This is a genomic window from Vibrio mexicanus, from assembly GCF_001012815.1.
Lineage (GTDB): Bacteria > Pseudomonadota > Gammaproteobacteria > Enterobacterales > Vibrionaceae > Vibrio > Vibrio mexicanus.
The window spans coordinates 14893-32189 of the sequence record NZ_JYJP01000001.1 but is presented as its reverse complement, the minus strand read 5'-3'; the positions used below and the strand labels follow the sequence as shown (position 1 = coordinate 32189).

12 protein-coding genes and 3 pseudogenes are annotated in these 17297 nt (G+C 44.5%); 8 read left to right on the top strand and 7 right to left on the bottom strand.

Translation table 11 applies throughout. The features are described from left to right. Positions 1-104 precede the first annotated feature (104 nt). Both UA76_RS00155 and UA76_RS00150 read right to left on the bottom strand, forming a co-directional pair. Positions 105-1474: pseudogene (locus tag UA76_RS00155) on the bottom strand (YjiH family protein). Positions 1475-1704: 230 nt separating this feature from the next. After that, positions 1705-2364 (bottom strand): YoaK family protein, encoded by a 660-nt coding sequence (locus UA76_RS00150; RefSeq protein ID WP_047042004.1) that lies wholly within the window; start codon positions 2362-2364, stop codon positions 1705-1707. A 189-nt stretch (positions 2365-2553) separates the two neighbouring features. Here UA76_RS00150 and UA76_RS00145 point away from each other — a divergent pair, with 189 nt between their 5' ends. From UA76_RS00145 to UA76_RS00135, 3 genes and pseudogenes are all read left to right on the top strand, one after another. Continuing rightward, positions 2554-3183, top strand: coding sequence for a hypothetical protein (locus UA76_RS00145; protein ID WP_047042002.1), 630 nt, complete (start codon positions 2554-2556; stop codon positions 3181-3183). A gap of 95 nt (positions 3184-3278) precedes the next feature. Beyond that, entirely contained in the window at positions 3279-3578 is a 300-nt protein-coding gene (locus UA76_RS00140) for an isoamylase early set domain-containing protein (RefSeq protein WP_047042000.1), read from the top strand. Positions 3579-3720: 142 nt separating this feature from the next. Then, positions 3721-5030, top strand: a pseudogene (locus UA76_RS00135) (peptidoglycan DD-metalloendopeptidase family protein). Between the two features lie 98 nt (positions 5031-5128). Here UA76_RS00135 and UA76_RS00130 read toward each other — a convergent pair. The 3 genes from UA76_RS00130 to UA76_RS00120 form a co-directional block, all read right to left on the bottom strand. Next, positions 5129-6991 carry a bifunctional diguanylate cyclase/phosphodiesterase gene (locus UA76_RS00130; RefSeq protein ID WP_047041998.1) on the bottom strand — a complete coding sequence of 621 codons (1863 nt, stop codon included), beginning with the start codon at positions 6989-6991 and terminating at the stop codon, positions 5129-5131. 164 nt (positions 6992-7155) lie between these two features. Next, positions 7156-8052 (bottom strand): LysR family transcriptional regulator, encoded by an 897-nt coding sequence (locus UA76_RS00125; RefSeq protein WP_047041996.1) that lies wholly within the window; start codon positions 8050-8052, stop codon positions 7156-7158. A gap of 156 nt (positions 8053-8208) precedes the next feature. Then, positions 8209-9174, bottom strand: coding sequence for an NAD(P)H-dependent oxidoreductase (locus UA76_RS00120; RefSeq protein ID WP_047041995.1), 966 nt, complete (start codon positions 9172-9174; stop codon positions 8209-8211). Between the two features lie 131 nt (positions 9175-9305). Here UA76_RS00120 and UA76_RS00115 point away from each other — a divergent pair, with 131 nt between their 5' ends. Then, on the top strand, positions 9306-10202 hold the full coding sequence (locus tag UA76_RS00115; protein WP_047041993.1) for a LysR family transcriptional regulator: 897 nt from the start codon (positions 9306-9308) through the stop codon (positions 10200-10202). Positions 10203-10291: 89 nt separating this feature from the next. Next, positions 10292-10645: a hypothetical protein gene (locus UA76_RS00110; protein ID WP_047041991.1), complete on the top strand. Its 354-nt coding sequence runs from the start codon at positions 10292-10294 to the stop codon at positions 10643-10645. Between the two features lie 92 nt (positions 10646-10737). Here UA76_RS00110 and UA76_RS00105 read toward each other — a convergent pair. Then, positions 10738-11344 (bottom strand): annotated as a pseudogene (locus UA76_RS00105) (glutaredoxin domain-containing protein). 557 nt (positions 11345-11901) lie between these two features. Between UA76_RS00105 and yfcC the strand changes: the two are divergent. Together yfcC and UA76_RS00095 are read left to right on the top strand one after the other, a co-directional pair. Then, positions 11902-13377 carry a putative basic amino acid antiporter YfcC gene (yfcC, locus tag UA76_RS00100; RefSeq protein ID WP_047042149.1) on the top strand — a complete coding sequence of 492 codons (1476 nt, stop codon included), beginning with the start codon at positions 11902-11904 and terminating at the stop codon, positions 13375-13377. A gap of 116 nt (positions 13378-13493) precedes the next feature. After that, a complete protein-coding gene (locus UA76_RS00095; RefSeq protein ID WP_047041989.1) occupies positions 13494-14495 on the top strand; it encodes a succinylglutamate desuccinylase/aspartoacylase family protein in 1002 nt (333 codons plus the stop codon). An 82-nt stretch (positions 14496-14577) separates the two neighbouring features. Here the strand turns inward: UA76_RS00095 and UA76_RS00090 are convergent, their stop codons facing one another. After that, on the bottom strand, positions 14578-15558 hold the full coding sequence (locus UA76_RS00090) for a porin (protein WP_047041987.1): 981 nt from the start codon (positions 15556-15558) through the stop codon (positions 14578-14580). Positions 15559-16134: 576 nt separating this feature from the next. On the opposite strand from UA76_RS00090, the gene UA76_RS00085 reads away from it, so the two are divergent. After that, a complete protein-coding gene (locus UA76_RS00085) occupies positions 16135-17169 on the top strand; it encodes a porin (RefSeq protein WP_047041985.1) in 1035 nt (344 codons plus the stop codon). Positions 17170-17297 lie beyond the last annotated feature (128 nt).

The window sequence follows — 17297 nt, the reverse complement described above, 5'->3', positions numbered from 1 at the left end:
ATGTAGAAGGCAAATAGCTTGAAGACAAAAAAGGCTTTGTACTTAGTACAAAGCCTTTTGTTTATCGAAATTTAATTATAAGCGCTTGATGTCATATCAATCACTTAGAAGATCATGTGCGCTACACCTGCGATTACAGGCAGTGTGATTAGCGTACGTAGGATGAAGATAGCGAACAGTTCGAAAATGTTCACTGGGATCTTACTACCTAGTAGCAGCGCACCAACCTCAGACATGTAAATCAGCTGAGTAACAGACATTGCCGCGATAACAAAACGAGTCATTTCGCTATCGATTGATGCCGCAAGAATCGCAGGGATGAACATATCTGCAAAACCGACAACAATCGTTTTAGATGCTGCAGCCGCTTCAGGGATTTGCAGTAGCTCTAGGAATGGAATGAAAGGCTGACCTAAGATGCTAAACACCGATGTGTACTCAGCAATGACTAGGCAATGGTACCTAAGCCCATGACAACGGGTAGTACGCCAAACACCATATCGACTGCGTTACGAACGCCTTCACCAAACACAGATTTTAGCGATTTAACTTTACCCGCTTTAACTAGCGCTTGCTCTAAACCCCACGAGAACGTTGAGTGACCTGCAGGAATGGCATCAGCGTCTGCGGCAGGTTTAGTGCCATCAATAAACGTATCTTTCTTCATGCGAAGTGGTGGCAAGCGAGGAATAATCACTGCCGCAACCAAACCGGCTAGACAGATAGCGCCGTAGAAAGGCAGGAATAAGTGCTCAAGATTCACCTGCGCAATAACAACCAAACTAAACGTGATAGATACAGCTGAGAAGGTGGTACCAACAACCGCCGCTTCACGCTGAGTGTAGAACTTGTTTTCGTACTGCTTACTTGTTAGCAAAATACCGACACTGCCGTCGCCTAACCAAGAGGCCATACAGTCAATAGCACTGCGTCCTGGAAGATTGAATACAGGGCGCATGATTTTACTAAGTAGCGTGCCAAATAGCTCAAGTAGGCCAAAGTTAAGTAGTAGTGGGAGAAGAAGGCCAGCGAAAATAAACACAGAGAATAGTGTTGGTAACAAGCCTTCGAGTACTAATCCGCCCGTGTTCTCTTCCCAAATAGCCTCAGGACCGACTTGAAAGAAAGCCATCACCACCGAAATACCACCAATTACTCGAACTGCGAGCCACAACGGAGATGGGTTGAACAGACCATTTAGGAATGGTGACTGAACAATAAATGCAGGTTTCGCCAGTTTGGTAAGCACTGACGCGAGTGCCATAAATGCAATGATCACCGTTACGATGCTCACAAGGTGATCACCCAGTACGGCTTGAATTGATTTCGCTAGCACTGCGACAGGGATAGTAAGGTCTCCGTTATAGCTAATTGGCGCCATAAACAGAAATAGACCGATCAGTGATGGGATGAGAAACATCCAAAAGTTGCCTTTATTACTAGGCTTTTCAATTGATTGAGCGTTGTTTTGCATTGTTTTACTCGTTTAACTATTCGCAAAAAAATAGCGGCTTTATCCGGCATAGGTATGCATGAAAATGTCATGAATACTCAATATGCCGCAAGAATAACTGTTTGATGCACTCATTGCAATACTATTCAATAAATTCATTTAAATATGCATAACGTTACTCTGTAATAAAAAGATAAAACAGAATTTTGTATTATTAATGTTAAGTTGTTTTCGATATTGTTGCGATGTTTTTATTGAGATGCTCTTGCTTGGATGACCCAATAAAATGTGGCAAGAAGAAGGGCTATTGCGGCAGGTAGTAGTAAGGTATTGATTTCAAAGTTTGCGTAGCAGACAGCGCCGATCGAACCACCCAGAACGAACCCGGTTAGAAGAGAAAAGAACAGAGTCGCTTTTGTTTTATCGAACGGTTTACCCCTTAGCCTAGCACCTAGCATGATGCCCAGATCTGTGATGATTCCGGTCATGTGCGTGGTTCGAATAATCGCACCACTGAATGTGGTTAACATCGCGTTTTGAAGTCCACAGGCCATAGATGCAAGATATTGGCCTCCAGAAATATCGTTTCGTAGCAACCACCAAGCACCGATAAGAAGCAATACTTCAAATAATAGGGCGACGCCATAGTGTCGTCCGAGTTTGAGCGCCGTTCCTTCGATAAAGAAGCCGCTGACGATCGCCCCCATAAGAAAGCTCACCATGATCATCAAAAGATGCACTGTTCCATAGTGTGAATCAGTGAGGCTAACGCCTAGCAAGGTCGCAGTCCCCGATACATGTGATACCGCTTGATGCTGAAAACTCAGAAGGCCGACACTGTTTACAATCCCCGCGAGTAAAGTGAGAAGGAATGCGCCGTATTTAACCCAATTTGGTAAGCGAGATATCATTGCGAGTCTGCCTGATGAAAAACAAGGCCGAAGTATAACGGTAACCTATGGCTTAGGCGATGGAATATTCGCTGAATGCAAATTCAAGTTCACTGGGTGAAATGATTATTGAAATTCAGTTCGGTGATTATGTTAATGTATGGGGAAGTCCTTATCGCGTTATCACGCCAGCTTTACTGAGTTAACTCCATGAAAAAACGACGCCTTCCTATTCCACTGATCTTGCTTATACCGATTGTCTTGTTAGTTATTGTTATCGTTGCTGGGTTGTATCGGTTTTCGTTAAGTGATGAAGAAATTCTCGCTAAGTTTCCGCAGGCTCCCGCAGCTTCTGCGAATTTGGTCATGGAAGAGGTCTTCGGTATTAAGACTCCCAACCCTTGGACTATTTCGGTACCTGAAACTCAAGCGTTCTCCTTTATAAACTCGATCGATGCTTCACGCCAAAGTGCTCAAGGAAATTATGACTCTGGGGCGGAAAGAGGCACGGTAACCGTTTCTTTGGACAAGCTAGTGTCGATGGGGTCAGATGACATGGCAAGACAGTATGCCTCGTACTTGGTGGTTTCCAATCAAGGTAGCGGCGCGTTTTACTATTTAGCTACCTTTGAATACGATAATCATCGACAGCGCATGGTGCTCAAAGATAGCGCCTTTGTGGGCGACCGAGTATCTGTGAGTGAGCTACGTTATCAAAATGGCCGAGTTGAACTCGTCGTTTTGGAACACGGTACTGACCAAGCAAAATCGTCGACTCCAAAGTCCCAAGCAATCTATCAGTACGATATTTCATCACGTCTTAAAATAAAGGCGTTATAACGCCATATCATATTCACAGTTGTATTGTGTGATAAATTGCCTATTATGGTGTTTAGTTAATATGAAATTATTTGCTGTCTTATATGGAGTTAAGGATGATTAATAAGCGCTTTTTTAAAACAAAAAATGAGGTCGAAGTAACCTTTGAAGTACCAGCAGCGCAAGCGGAAAACTCAGTTGCGTTAGTAGCCGATTTCTTAGATTGGCAACCAACGGAAATGAAAAAAGTGGCGAAAACTAAGTCATTTAAGTTTAAAACTCGTTTGCCAAAAGATAGCGAGTTTGAATTTCGCTACCTTGTTGATGGTCAAAAGTGGGAAAACGATCCTCAAGCGGATTTGTACAGACCCAACGATTTTGGTGAAGACAATGGACTGGTTTCGACCCATTCATAGGTTGGATTAGTTAGATTTTTAAAAGGCGCTTTTTGCGCCTTTTTTACTTTTTAATTGCATGTACTTTGATGTCGCTAGGGTGACTTTTTTATGAGAAACCCTTAGTCTTAGGGCTTTCTAGCAGTAATGAACAGGTCAGAATGTGAGCCCTAATTCTCTAATTATGCGTTATTCTTCGCTTTCTATGCGAAAGAAATTGATCGCAACTTGCCTTCCTTTAGTGGCCGTTATTGTCCTTTCTCCTTTTAGTGACAATAGCTTACAACGTACCATTGAACTGTCTCTTCCTGAGTCTACTATCATTGATACTCCTATCTCAGGCGTGGTGAATGTTGAACCTCGTCCAGACTACGAGTATCAGATTCAATCAGGGGACAATCTAAGCTCCATCTTCAATCACCTTGGGTTTGGTTACCAAGAGATGATGAAAGTGATGGAGACCGATCTCAACTTTCTTGCTTTAGATACTCTGCAACCAGGAAATACGTTGCGGTTCTGGAAAGGTGAGAGCGCCAATGAGTTATCTAAAATGGAGCTGGTTTTCAGCGTTGTGAGAAGTGCTGTTTATACCAAGCAAGATGATGGTACGTTTGATTTTGAAGATCGCATTATCCCCGGTACTTGGCGTGAGACTGCGCTGGTGGGCGAAGTTCGCGGTAGCTTCTCACAATCTGCCAATGCTATTGGCTTAGCCAGCGCCGAAATAGAGCAGGTGGTTTCGCTGCTCAAAGACAAAATCAACTTTTCACGTGACTTTAGAGCAGGTGATAAGTTTGAAGTGGTTCAGTCTCGACAATTTGTTGGGCAGACCCTAACTGGCAATCGCGAAATTCAAGCGATTAAGATTTACAACCGAGGCCGTGAGATCACCGCTTATCTACACAGTGATGGTCAATACTACGATGCTAACGGCGAAAGCTTACAGCGAGCTTTCCAACGTAAACCAGTGAACGGAAATTATCGTTTAAGTTCGCACTTCAATCCTAAACGGCTGCACCCTGTTACAGGACGGGTTGCGCCACACAATGGCACCGATTGGGCCACCCCAACGGGAACGCCTATTGTTTCAACCGGCGATGGTGTTGTGGCTATGACGCGCAATCACCCATACGCGGGCAAGTATGTTGTGATTCAGCATGGCAGCACTTACAAAACTCGTTATCTTCATTTGAGCAAGATACTAGTTCGTAAAGGCCAAAAGGTATCTCGTGGCCAAAGAATTGGTTTAGCAGGGGCAACGGGTCGTGTTACAGGGCCTCATATCCATTATGAGTTGCTCGTGCGAGGCCGAGCAGTTGACCCGATGAAGGCAAACATTCCGATGGCGAATTCGGTGCCGAAGGACCAGCTTAAAGCTTCATAGCTCGTCGTGATGAGTTGGATACTATGATGCGCAGTAAAGAGCTTGAGTTAGCGAGCCAGCAAACAAACACAGAAATCGATGCTTCTTAATCATAAACATCCAGTGAGTAGAGGTTAGATCTAATAGACAAATGAAAGGCACTTATCATCCACTCGGATATCAGTGCCTTTTTTAGTCATTCTTATGGTCAGCTAGCTGATTTTTGTCTGTGGTCTGGCTGATGAAAGGGCCGAATATTTTTAAAATAGTTGATAATTGCGCTTGGAGACTCGGGGCGGGAATAGTAGTAGCCTTGAATTTGGTTACATCCCATATCAAACAGTTTATCCAACGCCTCTTGCGTCTCAACACCTTCTGCAACGAGCGAGACATTGAGTTTTTCGGCCAGTTGAATGATTAACCACACTAAACTTTCGGATGTCACGCTATCTAACATATTACGAGTGAAAGATGCGTCTATCTTAATGCAATCAATGGGGTAGCTGTGTATATAGTTTAAGCTCGAGTAACCCGTTCCGAAATCATCTAACGCGACTCGGAAACCAAGTTGGCGTAGTTTATCGAGAATAAAACGGACCTCACTGGTTTGAGTCAGAAGCACGGTCTCCGTGAGCTCGATGGTAAACTCACTGGGTTCAAAACCATAATTCTCAATCGTATCAATCAGGTGGGCTAAGTAACGACTCGAGTCGTTTAGCTCGTGAGCTGAACAGTTGAGACTAAATCGCACTTTGTAGCCTAGGCCTTGTTCAAGTTCTAGCTTCGCCGCACAAGCCAGCTCGACAATACGCTCACCGAGATCAACGATTAAACCAGATTGTTCGGCCGCTTCAATAAACTCAATTGGGTAGACATCCCCCAATGTTTGGCTTTTCCACCGTGCTAACACCTCAAAATAATCCCATAGCTCTTTGTCGCGATGCACGATAGGTTGGGCGAGAATGTAGATTTCGCTTGGTGACGAGTTGGGTTTGAATAGCTCCTCTCTCAGAGCGTTGATCACCATAGTACGGCGATAGTATTTAGCGCTCAGATGCGTGTCGTAACACTGGATGCGCAAACTGCGTGAGCGCTTACAATCTTTCAATGCCAAGCTGGTATTGAGAATCAACTGGTCTGGTGAAACGCTTTTTTCGAAGCGTCTTGCAATACCAATACTCGCATCGATTTTAATCTCATGGGCAGGGTCAGAATAGCCTTGTTCGAGGCGGCGAATGATCTTGCTGCAAATCTTGAGCGGATCTTCAGAGTAGGTAATGAAGGCGAATTCATCGCCGGCAGTTCGAAAGGTGAGCTGCTCTTCTGGGATTGCTTGCTGAATCACTTTCGCAACGAAACAGAGAACTTGGTCACCGATATACGTTCCATAAAAATCATTGATTTGTTTAAAATTATCGATATCAAGATACGCGAGACTGAACGGTTCTTCGGTAGTCTCAATCAACACTTCTAGCTTGTCTGAAAGGTAGCTACGGTTCATCAAATGGGTCAGGTTGTCGTGAGAAACTTCGTAACTCAATTGATTGACTAAGCTGTCTGATCGTTCTAGTAACCAATCGGCTCTTAAACCATGTACGACAAGATTAGCAAACATCTTGTGGTCGCTAATGAGGTTTTGGTTGTCTGCTTCTTTTAATGGTTCACAGAAAACAGATAACAATACCCCCAGTACTTCACCAGTTTGCGAAGTGAGGGGGATACCTAAGTAACTCCGTATCGCTTCATGAGGGATGTTTGGGTCATTGGGAAATAGTTCTTGAATGTTGTCGCTACACCAGAAGTAGTCGTCTTCACTACGAGCAACATATTCTGTTGGTGTGCCACTTAACGGGAAAGTGCTATCCGCCTCTAGTGCCCCATATTTTGCATGAGCTAGAGTTTGAGCGTTGTATCTGAGCTTATCGATTGAGACGATACAAGTGCAATGAGATTGATAGTGCGCGTGCAGTTCTAATGTTACCTGGTCGAGAAGGGCAGCACCTTCAAGGGGTAAAATACTGTTAAGCACGTCTAAGCCGATAGAGGCTTTATTCATCGTACGTCTAGCCATAGTGCAAACTCACGTTTGGGGGACATCATATCGTTATTTATAATTATATTTACATTATCAATATGAGTCAGATCGCACTGTTTTTCAAACCGTATTCTGATGTTTTTTTCATCGATTTTGCTAACTTGATGAAAAACAAAAGAATGCGTGAAAAGGCCGACAGACTAGGGCTCGCTGTTGGACTTCTCTTCTTCTAAGCGACGTTTTAAATACTCCAAAAACACCTTTGTTCGGGTATGTTGATAATCGAGTTTAGGGTAGTAGGCGTAGACGGTTGTTTCGTCGACCAAAGTGCCAGGAAGTAGCCGAACTAAGCTACCTTGTTCAAGCTCTTCTTTAAGCATTACGTCATTCGAAAGTAGGATCCCCAGCCCGTGCTTGGCGGCATAGAACAGCGCTTCAGGGTTAGTTGTTGAAAAGTTTCCGGTAAGCGTGACCCGTTTCCCTTTGTGTAACTTAACTTCACGGTGCGGTTTTTCGCCCCATATCAGCACATTGTGTTCAGAGAGCTCTTTCACCGTGGTGGGCGTGCCGTGCTGCTTAAGATATTGAGGTGAAGCGTAAAACCCAGCTCGATGTTCAAACAGAGGCGTGGCTTTGAAACTTAATGAATTGAGTTGATCAATTTCGCGGCTAATGAATAGATCAAGGCTCAGTTCTGGTAGTTGGCCAGGTGTAGTCGTGGTGAGCTGGATTCGGATGTCAGGATAACTGGAGAGAAAGTCATTCAGATACTTTGCTAGAAACTTAGATCCAACCGCTAATGTGGCGCCAATTTTTAGTAGGCCAGCAGGGTTTTGATTCACGGAGCGCGTTTCGTCGACCAACGACTGCCATCCGTCGAGTTGATCTTTTGCTCTTTGGTAAAACAGAGCGCCCGCTTCGGTTTGAGTGACCGAACGAGTCGTGCGAATAAGTAGTTGAACGCCAATTCTCTCTTCTAGCCAATGAATCCGTTTGCTAATGGCAGAGCTGGTCGTATTCATTTTTCTGGCTGCACCGTTGAAGCTATTTTCCTCAACAACTTTAAGATAGGTTTCAACGCCTTGAATCCAATCCATGCTAATCCTCAACTCGATGAAATGATTTCTAATACAGCATGATAGCAGTAAGTGAAGGGGTTTTGTTATGGCTGTTGTCGAGCATTTCGTTCAAACAGCGCTTAGGGGAAAGCCTCAACCGATGAGGTTGAGGCTTATTTGTCCTAAGCGATAGCTTTATGAATGATCAACTAGCATAACTTGGTAGTCGTGGATGACGACACTAGAGTTTTCATCAATGGACACCTGCCAAACTTCATTCACTAGCATATTGATAGGTTGCGCCTCAAAATCTGAGTCGGGGTAGGTTTCCGCTTTAAGGCGAACGCGCAGTTCCACAGTATATTGGTCGCCTTGAGAGGTTACCTCAATCTGCTCAACATCGTGGTCACAGTTTGGCTTGAACACATTGGTTGCGATGGCATACCAGTCCCTAAACCCTTCCGCGCCCGAAAATTTGCCCTCAGGCATGGACATCGAAAAGTCAGAGCCAATGTGTTTTTCAAAGTACTCAGTCTCTTTCGGCAGTTGATCAAAGGCTTTAAACCACTGGGCGACAAATTTATTGATGATGTTACTTGGCTCTTGAGTCAAATCGTTCACAAGAGATAGCAGACGGCTGGCATGCTGCCTTGCGCGTGACTGTACTTCTTCCAGTTTGTTGTATACGCCTGAAATATAAACCATTCGATGAGTATAAACTGGCTTGTGGTAGTTCATACCTGCTAAGTAGGCTGTTTGCTGCAATGGGCGCATCAGCTCTTCTATTGAGAAGTGGTTATAGCCAAGTGGATCATAAGACTCTTCTGGTCCGCCAACGGTGAAAGAGAGGATGAAGTCTTTGCCTTGCAGCTTATCGCCCTTTGAACCGTAAGCGAAGTTGTAGCCAAACACGTCGTCGATCCATTTCTTCATTAATGCTGGAACCGAGTACCAATAGAAAGGAAACTGCAGAATAATCACGTCAGCTTTGACTAACGCTTGTTGCTCTGCTTCGATATCGATGTTGTAGTCAGGATACAGCGTGTCTAATCGGCGGACATCTAGGCTAGAAATGTTCTGTTTTAGTTCATCCAAGATGACGGTATTCGTGTTTGAAGATTCAAGATCTGGATGACCAGAAATAACAACTACGTGGCTCATAGTGACGCTCCCATCAGGTTTAATTCGGTTTTGGTGTCGATGGAGAGCAGTATAAGGAGAAGTATTAGTAATGATTAGATGTGCTTTGTCTAATATATTGTTAGCTAAGAGCTAATAATTGAGGGTGAGCAATGAATGGTGCGATATTTAATCAGTTGAGGATATTTCAGGCCATTGTGGCAGAAGGCAACATTACTAATGCTGCAAAAAGGCTTCAAATGGCCCCGCCTTCCGTGAGTAACGCACTCAAATCTCTGGAGGAAGATGTCGGTTTACCTTTATTCACTCGCACCACACGCAGTATTGAAGTGACGGAAGCTGGCAAGCGGCTTTATGATGATATTTCAACTTCCATGAGTGAGCTTGCGTTCGCCTATGAAAGTATTAGCGATTTGGGCAAGGTGCCCTCGGGAAAAGTGCGTCTAACGATCCCTCGCTTTGTTTATGTTCACTATTTTCAGCCAGTTTATGCTGAGTTCTGTCAGCGTTATCCTAATATTGAGCTTGAGGTTTCTATCTCTGATGCCAATGTCGATATCTTAAATCAGGGATTTGATATGGGGATACGGTTTGGCGATCGTGTTGAAGAAGGTATGGTAGCGAGGCGTTTGACGGGTGCCATGCATGAAGCTTTGTTTGCCACGCCGGACTACCTCGAAGCCTTTGGTACCCCCAAGACGCCCGATGACCTCAAGTCTCACAAACTGATTCAGTATCGCTTTATTGCATCGAATCAGGTGGCACCTTTATTTCTTCGAGGCGTCGCAAGTGATATTACAGTGGAGATGCCGACGGCATTGGTGGTCAATGACACCGATGTGATGATTGATGCTAGCTTGAAAGGTTTGGGAATTGGTCGCATCGTTGAACCTGTGGTCGCCGATCTCATTGCAAGCGGTGAGTTAATCCCGGTTTTACAAGACTATTGGTATCCTTATTCAGAGCTCTACGTTTATTTTCATAAGAATGCACAAAAAGCGAGACGAGTAAGAGTCATGGTGGATTTCTTGTTAGAGAAATTCAGTTAGCGGATAACTCTTGATTTAGGCGGGCTTAAGTAGCTGCTCTTTACTGCGATTAAGGATACAATGCGCGAAATTATTTTAAGGTGTCGACAATGCAACAGAATGAATTTGAACAGTTAGTGAAAGCGCTGTGTGAGAAACAGAACCTACCAGAGGCGCTGGCACTGCTTAAAGAAAGTGATGACCAAGAGGTCGCGGAAGCTGCAGAAGGACTAACAGGCCAGTTCGCATTGGCAGAAGTCGAAGGCGAAAAACGCATTTACCACGTAACAATGCAGCAAAATGACGAAGGTCAAGAGGAAGAGTTCATCGAGCATGTGATGAATGAAGGCGATGACGTTATTCGATTTGTCGCTTGGTTTTTTGATGCCTTCTTTGATGTAAAAATGAAAGAGACGTATCAGGCGGCAGGTAAAACTTATAAGCAGCCAAAGCGTACGCATTAATCTGTATAAAAAGAGCCTCGGTTGTAATCCGAGGCTCTACGAAACTTGATATAGCGACAGTTTAGAAGGCATTAGCCTAACTGTTTCGCTCTTTAGCCGTTACCCATTTCAACCACATTATCTGGTACAACGGTCAGGCCTTTCTGTTCCAGCCAAGCTTCTAAGTTGTCTGCTCCGCCAATATAATGACCGTCAATCCAAATTTGCGGTACGGTGACGGGTGTCTTCAAGCCAATATGCGCTTTAACTTCTGGAATCATTCGGTAAAGGGCAGCGCCGTCTTTTACAACGTCATGGTATTGATATTCAACCCCCGCTTTATCTAACATCGCTTTGGCTTTTACACAAAATGGGCAGGTTTCTTTGCCGAAAACAATATTGCCTTTTAAGTCGTCTTGCTTTGTCCACTCGCCGATAATCGATTGAACTAATACGCCGCGATTCAATGCTTCACCTTGCTAATCACTTTGCCTTCAACCATGATGATTGGGCATGCCAAGCACCAACTTTAAGGGGCTCCCACCAGTGTGATAGCCAGTCTTTTACTTCTAGGTCGATTGGGATACCTGCCAACTCGTTATTAAAAGTGTCCGCAAGGATATCCTTGGTTAAGGTACATTCCCCACAAGGGATCTTAACTTTGAATGGCCCCCAGCTTCCGCCCCAGCGATATAGTGTCACTTTAATTGGTGTTGTCATTGCATCCCCCTTTGCTTGTTGTCCCTTAATAAGAACAGACCAAAACCGAAAAAATTTCATTAAATCTGAGTTTTATTACTATACCCAAGTAACCTCAAGGTGCATGGTTCAGCGAGAATTACCTAGCTTGCAAACGCGGCAACGATTCGACAATCTAGTGGTTCTATATTGAGAATCGTTAACAAAGTATGCGAGCTAGGCAAACTCGCCCTTCGGGAGCGTGTCACGGACTCAATTTCTACGTTAAATGACTTGGAAAGAACCCGTTATTCCACTGCGTCATTTGCCTTGAACTTGAGCCCGTGACAACGCTCTGAGTCCAGCATCTTGAAGTCACTTGGGTATGAATAGTCAAATCTTACATCTGGCGTAATGAATAGAGTCTTTGTCTTTAGATCAAAGAAAGTTTGGTTTTAGTGACTAGTTTGTTGCTTAGTATTGATTTTTTATTCGAAATAAATGATATTTCATGCCCTGTTTCAAAATTCGATGATTTAGACATGTCTCAAGCCCAAACGGATGTGCAGCCACAAGTGCAAAAAGCAAAATCTTGGCAGATGCCAGATACGCTTATTCTGATTTTTATCGTTGGTATTCTTGCCAGCTTACTGACCTACATAATTCCAGCAGGTCACTTCGACAGCCAACAAGTCACTTATATTGCTGATGGCGTAGAGAAATCCAGAACGGTTATTGATCCTCAGTCATTTACGTACACTACGGATGATAACGGTGAGCTGGTTTACAATAAAGTCGGTTTCTTTGCGTCTGGTGGTGGCATTGGCTTGATGAACTTCCCATTTGAAGGCTTGGTATCAGGCTCAAAGTGGGGCAGTGCAATCGGCGTCATCATGTTCATGCTGGTGATTGGTGGCGCATTCGGCGTTGTCATGCGCACGGGAACCATCGATAACGGTATTCTCCGTTTAATCGATAAAACCAAAGGCAGTGAATCGCTCTTTATCCCAGTTTTGTTTGCTCTGTTCTCTTTAGGCGGTGCCGTCTTTGGTATGGGTGAAGAAGCGGTTGCTTTTGCCATCATTATTGCACCTTTAATGGTTCGACTCGGATACGATGGCATCACTACCGTAATGGTCACTTACGTCGCAACGCAGATCGGTTTTGCCACCTCTTGGATGAACCCATTTTCGGTCGCCGTTGCACAAGGTATTGCTGGTATCCCAGTCCTTTCGGGTATGCAAGCTCGTATGGTGATGTGGGTGGTGTTCACACTGATCGGTATTGCGTTCACTATGCTATACGCGTCACGAATTAAAGCATCGCCAACTTTGTCCTTTAGTTATAAGAGTGACGACTACTTCCGTAATCAAGAAGTGGGTGAGCAAAGCTCGCGCTGGAACTTGGGTGACACACTCGTAATCCTTACGGTGATCGCCAGCATGGCTTGGGTGGTGTGGGGCGTGGTTGTTCATGCTTGGTACATTCCTGAAATTGCTTCCCAGTTTTTCACAATGGGTTTCATCGTCGGTATTATCGGTGTGATTTTCCGCCTAAATAGCATGACGACTAACGATATTGCGGCAGCCTTTAAAGATGGCGCAAGCATCATGTTGGCTCCGGCATTACTTGTAGGTTGTGCGAAAGGCGTGCTGCTAATCCTTGGCGGCGGGTCTACGGACGAGTCGAGCGTACTTAACTCTATCTTAAATGGCGCAGGTGTGGCGATCTCTGGTTTACCCGATGTGGTAGCCGCTTGGTTAATGTATGTTTTCCAGTCGATCTTTAATTTCTTTGTGACATCAGGTTCGGGCCAAGCGGCGCTGACCATGCCACTTCTTGCACCACTGGCAGACATCGCGGGTGTGACACGCCAAGTGGCGGTTCTAGCATTCCAGTTGGGTGATGGCTTTACTAACATTATCGTTCCTACTTCTGCGTCGCTAATGGCAACACTCGGTGTATGTCGTATCGACTGGGGTGACTGGGCGAAGTTCTGTTGGCGCTTCATTGTGCTGCTATTTGTGCTTTCAAGTTTTGTTGTTGTTGGGGCGCATTTAGCAGGCTTTGCATAGGCCTACTCCCTTCAGCTAAACTTATTCAAAAGGCGAGGAGACTCGCCTTTTTTGCGTTTTTTAATTATCTGTAATTCGGCAATTTGCTGTAAGTAGACAGTTTTCGGAGATTTTTTGTGGCTAATCAGAACGTTACTCAGGATGTGATTCAAGGGCATTCGGTTATTGAGTCGTTAAATGTGGATGAACTCGCCAGCGGTGAACATCGATTTTGGTTTCAGGTTGCCAGTACGGCAATCGGACAGTTCCAATATTTGCCAGTGATCGTGTTAAAGGGCGAAGCTCAAGGGCCGAAAATCATGGTGACAGCGGGGGTTCATGGTGATGAACTTAACGGTGTATTAGCCGCGCAGAAACTGGCTCGTACTCTTAAAGGGAAAGTAACATCTGGTGTGGTAACCATCGTGCCTACTGTCAACCTTCCGGGTATGCTTAACCATAGCCGCGACTATTCCAGCTCAGATCCTGACGCGTCACCCTGTAACTTGAACCGTTTCTTCCCTGGTAATAGTCAAGGGGATGCGGCGAATCGTTACATTGATAATCTTTGGACTAATCTATTGCGTCCGAATGCAGATTTCGCCATCGATCTTCATACCCAAACGTCTGGTGCTATCTATCCGCTTTATGTCTTTGCAGATTTTCGTATCGAGACATCACTGCAAATGGCGCGTCAAATCCAACCAGACGCGATTTTGAACGATCCCGGCGATGCAGGTGTGTTGGAAACTGTATGGAATCAATCAGGGATTCCCAGTATCACTATTGAAGTCGGCACCGCAAAGGTGATTGAACAGCCTTTGATTGACCGAACAGTCGAGGGCATTGAAGAGGTCTTACGTGGTAAAGGCGTGCTTGAGGGTGAAACACTAAGCGAGTATTCGCAGGCGGTTGAAGGCCAAGCGATCACCTCAATTAGAGCCAAACAAGGCGCGTTTGTCTTACCGCAGGTGACGTTGATGCAACCAGTTAAAGAGGGCGATCTTGTTGCCATTGCTTATGATGTGTTTGGTGACGAACAAGACAAGTATCTTGCACCGCGTGATGGGATTGTTCTCAGCCACAACATCGATTCAATGCGTGAACCAGGTGCGTTAGTTGTACGCTTGATTCACTAAGAAAGTGAGAGAAACAAGCGTTAGAAATAGAAAAGACCGAGCCATAGGCTCGGTCTTTTGTTTTTTAGGCTTTAAAGCAAGATTAGAACTTGTACTTAAGACCTAGGCGAAGCGTATCTTCACCCGCAGTTACTACGCCGTTTGCATCTTTCACGTCAGTTAGACCGTTAGACATGTAAGATACGTAAGAGCTGATGTTGCCGTTGAACTTGTAGTAACCCACAACCTCGAAGAAGTCATCAGAATCCGCTTTAGTGTTCGCACTCTTGTCTTCTACTTCAGCGTTCGCGTAAAGCGCTTTTAGCGTGAACTGGTCAGTAATTTTGTACGCAGCAACCACTTCAAGAGCGTTGAACTCTTCTTTGGCTTTGTCGTTGATGTCGCCCATTGAGTAAGTTGCACCTAGGTATAGTGCTTCCCAAGTGAAACCTGCACCAAGTAGGAACTGGCTTTCAGAACCAGCATCTTGGCCTAGGTCTGCACCAGAGTACGCTAGGCCTAGGTCTAGGCCCATTGGCAGTGAGTAAAGACCAGAGATACTGTAGCCGTCAGTGCTCTTTGTGCTGTTTGCAGTATAAGTCGCTTCAACTTGTAGAGCATCGAAGCTGCCACGGTATGCAAACGTTGAATCTTCTTTATCAGACGCTGAGTCGATGTACTGTTGAATACCAGAGAACTCAGTCACATCCGTTAGGTCAGAGATGATGACCGCTGCCATATCTTGACGACCTGCTGAGAAAGCACCGATATTGGTGTCTAGACCAGCATACATGTAGCGGTTATCAAACTCAGAGTCACCTGAGCCTTGTTCTGCTTCATAGAATGCGAAACCTTTTAGGCCGTCAGCGATTTCTGTGCTGCCTTTAAGGTTTAGACGAGCGCGAGACTTGTCTTTCATTGTACCGTCAACTTCTGCGCCACTTGAACCGATGAAATCGCCACGGAATTCAACTCGGCCGCCTACTTTTAGCTCAGTTCCATCGTTATCGTAAACTGTTGCTGCAAGAGAAGAACCTGAAACCAACGCGGAAAACACTGCTGTTGCTATCGCTGCTTTATTCATTTTGAAAGTACCTTATTAGTATTGTGAGCATCATTGCTCGAATCAAATGAGTTGCCACTAAGGTAGAACGACTGGATTACGATTTCGTGTCTGAAATATTACGGTTTTATTTTGGTTTTATGTCGCTGTGGTGAATAAATAAACAGCTTTAAGAAGGGAATTCTGCTACCAAAACTTTATGCTAGTTCGCCAATATACGCCTCATCTATTGGATTTTATTAACGAGGTGTCTACATAAATGCAAACTATTTAAAGTTGGGTTTATAGGTTGTTGTTTTTATATTTATTTCACTGATTGTTTTTAGGTCAAAAATCTAAATATTTCATTTTGTAATCTAAAAATAAAACATCATTTTTTAACAAAAATAACCGCTAAATAATTGTTTTTGAATGATTTATATTTCTCGCTCAACTTTTATTGTAGATTTTATATTATTTTGTGCAACTTTTTGGAGTTGAGTGGGTAAAGTCCTAACCACTTGTTAATCGAGCTGTGAAGCAGTCGTTACATTAGCGATTGGTGAACATTGTTCGATTAAATGGTGGACATAACTTTTGTTATATATGGACTTTAAAATGAACAAAAAAATCTTAGCTGTTGCAATCTCTGCTGCTGCAATCTCATCTCAAGCATTCGCTGTTGAACTTTACAACAACGAAGGTACTACTTTCGCAATGGGCGGCCACGTTTCTGTAAACCTAAACGGTTCAGAAGAAGGTAACACTGATGTAGGTACTAACTCTCCACGTCTAAACTTTACTGCTACTCAAGACATGGGTAACGGTTTCACAGTTGACGCACGCGGTGAGTGGGCTCTTAACTACCTAACTAACTCAGACAACGCATTCACAACTCGTCTAGGTTACATCGGTCTTACTCACGACGAACTAGGTCGTGCAGTAGTGGGTACTCAGTGGGCACCATACTACGACGTAGCTGGCGTTACTGACCTTCCTATCGCGTTTGCGAACGATTTCCTATACGCAGGCGACGATTTCGCTAAGATTGGTCTGACTCGTGCAGATAACATGGCTTCTTACCGCAACGGTTATGACTTCGGTGACGCTGGCTCTCTAAACCTAGGTGTTGCATGGCAGGGTACTACTGATAGCAAAGGTACTGCTGGTCTTGAATACAAAGACCGCGTACAAATCGCTGCTGGTTACGAATTCATGGGTGCTAGCCTAGGCTATGCATACAGCACAGGTGATGTTGCTCAAGGTGTTGCTAAAGGCGCTCTAGACCTACACGCATTCTCTGCATCTTACGGTACTTACGGCAACGGTCTATACCTTGCTGGTCTTTACCAAACTTCTGAAGACAAGTACGTTAGCCAAGCAGAAACTGATGCTTACGAACTACTAGCAGCATACGCTCTAGCGAACAGCCTAAACCTAAGCATCAACTACGAAACAGTTGACGTTAAAGATACTCAAAGCAGCGCGAAAGAAACAACTCGCGAAGAGCTAGCTCTTCAAGCTGAGTACAACTTCACTCCTAAGCTAGTTGGTTACACTGGTTACCAGTTCGACCTAAACGACAAAGACAGCTCGGGTGCTAAACTAGCTACAGATGACAAGTGGGTTATCGGTGCTCGTTTCTACCTATAATTTAGTCAGCTAACCCTGTCTAACTTATAGAAAACGCCTGCAACTTCGGTTGTGGGCGTTTTTGTTTTTCCTGCATCTGTCCCTTCTACTTTTCGAACAGTTAAATCGCCCATTGCAAAGTTGAGCCA